An 8,623-nucleotide genomic window follows, 5' to 3' on the forward strand; every position below is an offset into this window, starting at 1 on the left:
GCGATTTTCCTTGAAATTTGATACAGAAACCATGGGTGTGGAAGATGAGGACAATAAATTATTTAGCCTCTACCCTAACCCAGCTAAAGACGTAGTGAACATTCAAACCAGCCTAACTTTAGGTACATCAGTAGAAGTAGAAATCTACAACATGTTAGGTCAGCAAGTATATACCGCAAAACAAGAATTGAAATCGCCTAGCTTAGAAGTCGATGTCAGTGCGTATAACAGTGGCGTATATAGTGTAAAGCTAACCGACGAAGCAGGAAATCAACAAAGCACACAATTAATAAAAGAGTAAGCAGATGTAATGTTTGTTCAGGGAAGACAAAGCTAATAGGTGTCGCATTTGACCAATAAAAAACAATAAATATAAGCAGATGAAAAAATCACAACAAATATTTACCGTAATCCTACTAAGTTTTTTTACCATAACAAACATCCACGCTCAAAGTCTTGAGGATGCCATGGGTGGTTTTGAAGATAACGTTAATGATGTACCCATACACATGCTGGTGTATCTTGGTTTAGCCATTGGCGGGTATTTAGGAGTTAATAAACTAAGGAAGTAAGAACATAGAATACCTAAATCATTTTATAATTGATTCAAAAGCCACCCTTTATAAAGGTGGTTTTTTTGATGGATTAAACCTAATTTAACTAAAACCATTTTAATATTCGTATTTGGTAAGAAAGATCAGCCCAGCTCCAAGTATTAATGTTAAATGTTTGTTGTTGATTTGAAAATTAAAATAGAATTTTAAATTATTTGAAAGCAAAACAATAGAATCTTAAATTAGGGTGTACTATAATCGAAAGAACTGCTGTCTAATTCAATCAAAGACCTTGGCATTCAACAAACAAAAGATTACTTGCTTATCCGACTTAATCAAACCTTAAAAATTTACTTAACTCAGATAAAAAATAAATCAAATTTGATTCAAAATGAACAACGATATAACTTCAAGTAAATAGCATACTGAAAATTAACATTTTAAATAAAAAAAGTAGTTTTTAGTGAGGTGTTTTTTTTTATTCAGTAGGTTTTCGTGCGTATAATTTTGATATTTTTTTTGTTCTTTATTTTAATTTTGCAAAAAAAATAACTATGAATCGGTTCATTAATAAAATTGCCTGCTTTTTTTTGTTAAGTATGAGCATCCGTACTTTTTTCCAAAACTTAACCATCTCCACCACAGGAGATACAGGTACATTTGGAACCACTTTGAGCTTGGCAACTAATTTATTGATCTATAAATCGAGTTACAAAAGTACTGAAGTAAGCGTGTGCAATTTGCTTATAATAACTTAAAACTGTATTGAGTTTAAAAATTCAAATAATATTATTAATAAGATAATTAAACATAAAATGAAAAAAAAATATTTTAAGCGCAAAGTGAAAATACTTTTATTTATATGCTTGTTACTCTTAAGTTTTAATTTCGTAAATGCCCAATGGAAAGTGGAAACATCTGGTGGTTCTACTGGATATCGAAACGCAGTAAGATATAATACAACAGGTGATGTTTATGTTGTATTGCAAGATGCAAGTAATGGAAATAAAGCAACCGTTCAAAAGAAAAACGGAGCAACATGGAGTATTGTTGGAACCGCAGGATTCTCAACTTACATGGTGTATGAACCTAGCATTGCAGTAAATCAGGCAAATGGTGATATATATGTAACGTACATCGAATCAGTTTCAGGAGTATATAAGCTGTCTTGCAATAAATTTGATGGTACTTCTTGGGTAGATGTTGGTCCTCCAGAATTTTTGACAACCGGTGCGAGCGGTAGTCCAGGTATAACAATTGACAATAATGGAAATCCTGTAATTGTTACTCCTTGGGGTAATAATTTTCCTTCTGGATTTTACGTTTATCAATTCGACGGAACATCATGGAATAATCTAACGGCTAATCCTCCGGGGGACACACCTGCAACAACTCCTCTTGATATACTTTATCAACAAGGAGATAGAGGAGCTGAACAATTAAATAATTATTTTCCTGCAGTGGGTTCTGATGGTTCTATCTATGTAGCTGTAAGTTCACCGTATGTTAGTAATGATGGAGTTATGGTGATGAAGTATTCTAACGGTGCTTGGACACAAATGGGTGCGAATATGCCCGGGGGAGCATGGACTAGTCTTCAGAGAGTAACTTTTGCACCTAATGGTGATTTATATGTAGCCTACAGTGAACTAAAAAGTTCAAGCTTTTGTAAAATTCATGTTCGTAAATGGGATGGTTCTTCTTGGGTTGACTTAACCAGTTCCGGGACTAAAATTTTTGATAGTACAAGCAAGAATTACAATAGTTTTTCATTCGACATAGCTTTTGATAACACAAATACTCCCTATGTTATTTATCAGAATACAGATAACAACAGTAGAGCTCACTTAAAAAAGTATAATGCATCAACCACCAATTGGGATTTGACCCAAACTACCAATTACCAGGGTTTTTATTTAGACGCTGGGGTGAGATTGTTTATTGATGGAAACAATAATCCGCTTTATGTGGCTATAAGTTCAAGTTCTGAGCCTCAGGTTTATATTGCAGACAAATCTCCTGTTTTTAGAAATTTTACACCTATTTCACCTACATCGGGAGGTGAAGGTACTGCTGTAACTATTAATGGAGTTAATTTGTTAAATGCCACTGATGTTTCGTTTAATGGAGTTTCAGCATCTTTTACAACTGATAACACAAATTCTCCAACCTTAGATATTATTAATACGTCAGTTCCCTCTGGCGCTACCACAGGTACAATTACCGTAACCAATAGTTTTGGAACTTCAACAACAAGTACATTTACAATAACTGTTCCTGCTCCGACCATTACGTCTTTTTCTCCTTCTAGTGCAGCTGAAGGGGCAACGATTACTATAACAGGGACAAATTTAGATGGTGCTACCGATGTTAGTTTTAATGGAGTATCTGCCTCTGTTTATAGTGCTTCAGCTACTTCCATAACAGCTACAGTGCCTGCAGGGGCTACTACAGGAACAATTTCAGTTACCACTCCCGGAGGAACGGTAACAAGTCAATCTTCACTTACAGTAATTCCTCAACCTACAATTTCATCTTTTTCACCTACATCAATCGTTTCAGGAACCAGCGTTACTATAACTGGAACTAATTTTACAAATGCGAGCAGTGTTTCATTCAATGGTGTAAACGCGACTTCATTTGTCGTGAATAGTGCTACTTCAATTACGGCTACCGCACCAAATAACGTGACCTCTGGCCAAATAACTGTGGTAACACCCGGTGGTAGTGTATTATCATCTACATCTTATACTGTGGTGACACCACCGCCTAGCATCACTTCTTTCTCACCAACCAGTGCAGAGGTAGGTGCTACGGTGACGATTACGGGTACGGGTTTTGATGCCACTGCAGGGAATAATATTGTTTATTTTGGTGGTGTTAGAGCAACTGTTTCAGCGGCAAGCACAACCCAATTAACAGTAACGGTACCTAGATGTGAAGTTATTTCTAAGGTTACTATTTCTAATTCAGGATTAATTTCAAACAGTAAATATTTTAAATTACTAAATCCTGCTAATGGAAATCTAGATTTGAATTGGAGTTCACAGTATTTTATGGCGCCCTCTTCTATTGCAAAGTCATCAGCACCATCTTCTTTTACCCCTTCTTTTGAAGTTGCTGATATAAATAATGATGGTTTATTAGACATCATAGCACCTACTAATACAGGTTTAACGATATACTTAAATCCAGGTGCTAATTCTAACATTTCTATTTCGGATTTTTCAACCACGATTAATTTAACCTTAAGTAATTCAGGTGTAATTACGGATATTAAAACTGCCGATTTGAATAATGATGGTTTTGTTGATATTATCTGTGCATTAAATAGTGGAAAAAAAGTTGAAATATTAAAGAATAATGGAGATAACACATTTACAACTGTTTCAACAGTGGTATTTAATTCACTTTATGGCGACGTAAACTCAATTGCTGTTGGTGATGTAAATAATGATGGTTATTTAGATTTAGCAGCTACGAGTTATGGTACATATACTAGTACTAAAGTTCAGGTTTTTACCCAATCCACTTCGACACCTTTTTCATTTGTTAATCATTTTTCTAACTTACAAGTAGGTACCAATATTGCTTTTTGTAAAAGAATAGCATTAGAGGATATTAATAATGATGGATATCCTGAAATTTTCTTTTTACAACACAACACTGGTCTGCAGATGGTGATGAATAGTGCTTCGGGTTTTTCGAATTCACCAATAAATATGGGAAGTGATACCGATATGAATGGGTATGATGATATTTATTTTATAGATTATGATAATGACGGGGATATAGATGTAGTTGCACCAGCACAAAGCAATTATAGATTATATATTAACGACGGTTCCGGAAATTTCACTTTAAATTCAATAAGTGGACATTCAAGGTTTGGTAAAATGTTTGATATTGATAATGATGGAGATTTAGACATCATTGGTTCAGATTATTTTGGAATTGATGGACTCCAATTTAATAATTCTACATCTTCATTTGGAAACTCAACATCATTTTTAAGTCGGACCACCCATTTTTCTGGGAATTATACTGGAGGCGAAAAATTATTCGATATTAATGGTGATGGATATGTTGATTTAATTACTACCGATCGTTACGGTGGGATATTATATTATTCAGAATTCCAAGGCAATATAACTCCAACCATTACCACATCTGGAGCTTTGTCAGCATATACTCAATGCGGCGCTACGCCTTCACCTTCTCAAACAATTACAGTTTCTGGAAGTAATTTAACAGCTAACATTTCTATTGGTGCGCTTACAAGTTATGAATATTCGCTTGATGATGTAACTTTTAGCAGTACATTAAGCATTCCTCATGTTTCTGGCACCGTTGCTCCTACAACTGTTTATGTTCGATACAACAGAACGACTAATGGAACAAATGGAGGAAATATCACCTTAAGTTCTACCGGAGCAACAAACCAAACAGTAGCTGTGACTGGAACGCGTATTGATGCACCAAGCATTTCAGGTTCTAATTCTGTATTTATAGGACAAACAATTACATTAACAGGTACAGGTACACCAGATGCTAATTCCCCTTGGGTATCATCTGATCCGACTGTTGCATCAGTTGATAACAATGGAGTTGTCACTGGGCAAAGCGCAGGAAACGCAACTATAACATATCTAAACAGCAATGGTTGTACGGAAACAATTTCAGTAACAGCATCAGCATTCGTTGCGCCTCCAGCTATTACTTCATTTACACCTACAAGTGCAGAAGCTGGAAGTGTAGTTACCATTACAGGTACTGGTTTCGATGCCACTGCTAGTAATAACTTGGTGTATTTTGGAGCTACAAGAGCTTTGGTTACTAGTGCAAGCTCAACACAATTAACAGTTACGGTTCCTTATGGAGCTACACATAGTGTACTAACGGTGACTAATCTTACCACTTCTAGGTTAGCCACTTCTTCACAGGTGTTTTTACCTACTTGGAACAATCCAAATCCACAAACTATTGTTGCGGATTCCTTTGCAAAATTTGACATTACTTCGTCAACTACTCCAGCTGCTGTAGCTTCTGCTTCTTTGAGTAATGTTAGACATAATGGTGCTGTGGCTGATTTTGACAATGATGGAAAAGTTGATTTAATTAAAGTAGATAATTCAGGCAACAGAGTGGCGATTTACCATAATAATGCCAGTCCAGGTTCACTTTCATTAGCTAGTTTTTGGAGTAATCCAATTTATCCAACAACTGTTTCTAGTCCTAGAGATGTCGCTGTGGGTGATGTAAATAACGATGGTAAATTAGATATTGTTGTAACAAATAATTCAACATCTCTAACAGTGTTGATAAACAATTCAACAGGGCCGGGAAATATTCAGTTTGATACTCCACAAACCATTACGGTTGCATCAAGTATGTTGGTTCGTATAGTAGATGTTGATGGGGATGGGCTAAACGATTTAGTTGTAGCTCCTAATGGGGGTAATGTAAGTGTGCATAGAAATACATCTTCTTTACCTGGAAACACAGTTTCATTTGGTGCGGCTATTTCAACTGGGATTACCGGAAGTAGGGACTTTGTTCTTGGAGATTTGAATACTGATGGAAAATTAGATGTTGTTTCCTCTAGTGGTAGTAATTTACAGATTGTGCAAAATAACTCTACCCCAGGTTCAATATCATTCTTGAGCGTAATTTCAATATCTTCAATAGCAAGTTATGCTATAGGGATTTCCGATTTAGATAGTGATGGTAAATTGGATGTTTTTCAAGGTGGTGAATGGTCAACGAGTGGAAGAGCATGGAAAAATAACCATTCCTCAGGAAATCTAATAGCATCAAATTTTGCAGCTACGACCGTGAATAATGTTCAGGCATCCTCTTCAAACAGCGCTTGGAATTTTGAGTTTGGAGATTTTAATGGAGATAGTAAACCAGATGCAATATCAGCTGATTTTAATTCTGGGTCTTATGTAAATATTGTCACTAACAATCTTTCAACCAGTAGTTCTTTTAACACTTCAGATTTTGTTGGTACTACCCATATTTCATCATATATGGGGTCCTATGCTAATAGTTTTGCTGTTGATTTGGATAATGACGGTAAGATGGATTTTGCTTCATTTTCTGATAGTAAAATTACTATTGGTAGGAATAGAATTAATGAAGTTAAATGGACTGGTGCTGTCTCTTCGGATTGGAATAATACCAGCAATTGGAGTTCAAATCTTTTGCCATCCTCTTCGAGTAACGTCGTTATACCTCAAACAACGAACCAGCCGATCTCTACAGCCTCTATAGAAGTTGCATCGCTTACGATTATTACTGGCGCTTCTATTACAATTACTCCAACACATTCACTAAAAGTAGGAGGAGATATCATCAACAACGGCCAAATCATCTTCAAAAGTGATGCCTCAGGCGATAGTTATTTTGATGAATTTACAGGAAGCATTACAGGAAGCGGTTCTGTTATCACTGAAAAATATTATCCTAACAAAAGAGCCTTTAGATTGGTAGCTAGCCCTGTAACTGGTGGAAGCATCTTTGACAACTGGCAAAATGGGGGTAATAATGTTGCAGGTATAGGAACCCATATTACGGGTGATGTTGGAATAGTAGGACAGCACAATATCACTACTGGAATAGACTATACACAAACAGGAGCATCTTCATTATTTTCATTCAATGGAAGCTGGCAACCTGTTACTAATACAAAAACCACTAATGTAACTGTAGGAGTACCTTACCGTTTGATGGTACGTGGTGATAGAAATCAAAGCATGATAGAATCTAATGATGCTTCCAGTGCTACAACATTGATTTCTGAAGGTAATCTTGTCTATGGTGATTTAGACCCTATTTCTCCTAGTACTGCTGGAAGTACTACTTATTTTAGTATTCTTGCAAATCCTTACCAAAGTAGAATAGACGTTACTTCTTTATTTGGTGCAAATAGTTCAATTGGATTAAATCCTAACTTCCTATATGTGTGGGATCCAATGGTAAATAACAGAGGTGCTTTTGTTACGGTAAGTGATTTAGGAAATGGAGGCACTCCTAACATTCAGGTTTCTGATACCAATAAATTTATTGAACCTGCACAAGCTTTTATTATCCAAGGAACTTCCAATAATCCTACTATACAGTTTACTGAAAGTGTGAAGGATAATACCACCTCTCCAAAACCTGCTCCATTGAGCAACAGTCAAATGAGCATGTTGTTGGATTTAAAAAATGAAGGAAATCAGGTTATTGATGCCATTCGTTTGCGCTTTGCTGCTGATGGCGATAATAGCGTAGACAACTTGGATGCAGGTAAAATGGGGAATATCGATGAAAACCTAGCTTCGGTAAATGAAAACAGCTTGTTTACCATTCAGCGAAGAAACTTCCCAGAAAATGATGAAGTGATTCCCTTATTTACTAACAACTGGAGAAATCAAGACTACAGCTTTGTGGCTAACTTAAACAATTTTGGAACAACAGCAGTTTATTTAGTCGATGCGTATTTAGGCACGGAAACTTTGTTAGAAGACGGGCAGACTTATTCCTTTAGTGTAGATGAAAGTATTAGCGAATCGGTTGATGCATCGCGATTTTCCTTGAAATTTGATACAGAAACCATGGGTGTGGAAGATGAGGACAATAAATTATTTAGCCTCTACCCTAACCCAGCTAAAGACGTAGTGAACATTCAAACCAGCCTAACTTTAGGTACATCAGTAGAAGTAGAAATCTACAACATGTTAGGTCAGCAAGTATATACCGCAAAACAAGAATTGAAATCGCCTAGCTTAGAAGTCGATGTCAGTGCGTATAACAGTGGCGTATATAGTGTAAAGCTAACCGACGAAGCAGGAAATCAACAAAGCACACAATTAATAAAAGAGTAAGCAGATGTAATGTTTGTTCAGGGAAGACAAAGCTAATAGGTGTCGCATTTGACCAATAAAAAACAATAAATATAAGCAGATGAAAAAATCACAACAAATATTTACCGTAATCCTACTAAGTTTTTTTACCATAACAAACATCCACGCTCAAAGTCTTGAGGATGCCATGGGTGGTTTTGAAGATAACGTTAATGATGT

General features: G+C 36.0%; 3 protein-coding genes. All 3 read left to right on the forward strand.

The features are described from left to right. A partial coding sequence (locus tag G7034_RS08145) for a T9SS type A sorting domain-containing protein (protein ID WP_166400474.1) occupies positions 1-301 on the forward strand: 301 nt, incomplete at its 5' end. A 79-nt stretch (positions 302-380) separates the two neighbouring features. Further along, the gene (locus tag G7034_RS08150; RefSeq protein ID WP_166400475.1) at positions 381-572 is read left to right on the forward strand and encodes a hypothetical protein; all 192 of its coding nucleotides are present in this window, start codon (positions 381-383) and stop codon (positions 570-572) included. Between the two features lie 797 nt (positions 573-1,369). Next, positions 1,370-8,425, forward strand: coding sequence for an FG-GAP-like repeat-containing protein (locus G7034_RS08155; RefSeq protein WP_166400476.1), 7,056 nt, complete (start codon positions 1,370-1,372; stop codon positions 8,423-8,425). The last annotated feature ends 198 nt before the right edge of the window (positions 8,426-8,623 follow it).

Origin of the sequence: Psychroflexus maritimus (genome assembly GCF_011089875.1) — a bacterium.
Taxonomy (GTDB): Bacteria; Bacteroidota; Bacteroidia; order Flavobacteriales; family Flavobacteriaceae; genus Psychroflexus; species Psychroflexus maritimus.

Bases quoted from the DNA above. Each gene is read 5' to 3' on its own strand.
- G7034_RS08150 (WP_166400475.1), top strand. From the start codon at position 381: ATGAAAAAATCACAACAAATATTTACCGTAATCCTACTAAGTTTTTTT.
- G7034_RS08155 (WP_166400476.1), top strand. From the start codon at position 1,370: ATGAAAAAAAAATATTTTAAGCGCAAAGTGAAAATACTTTTATTTATA.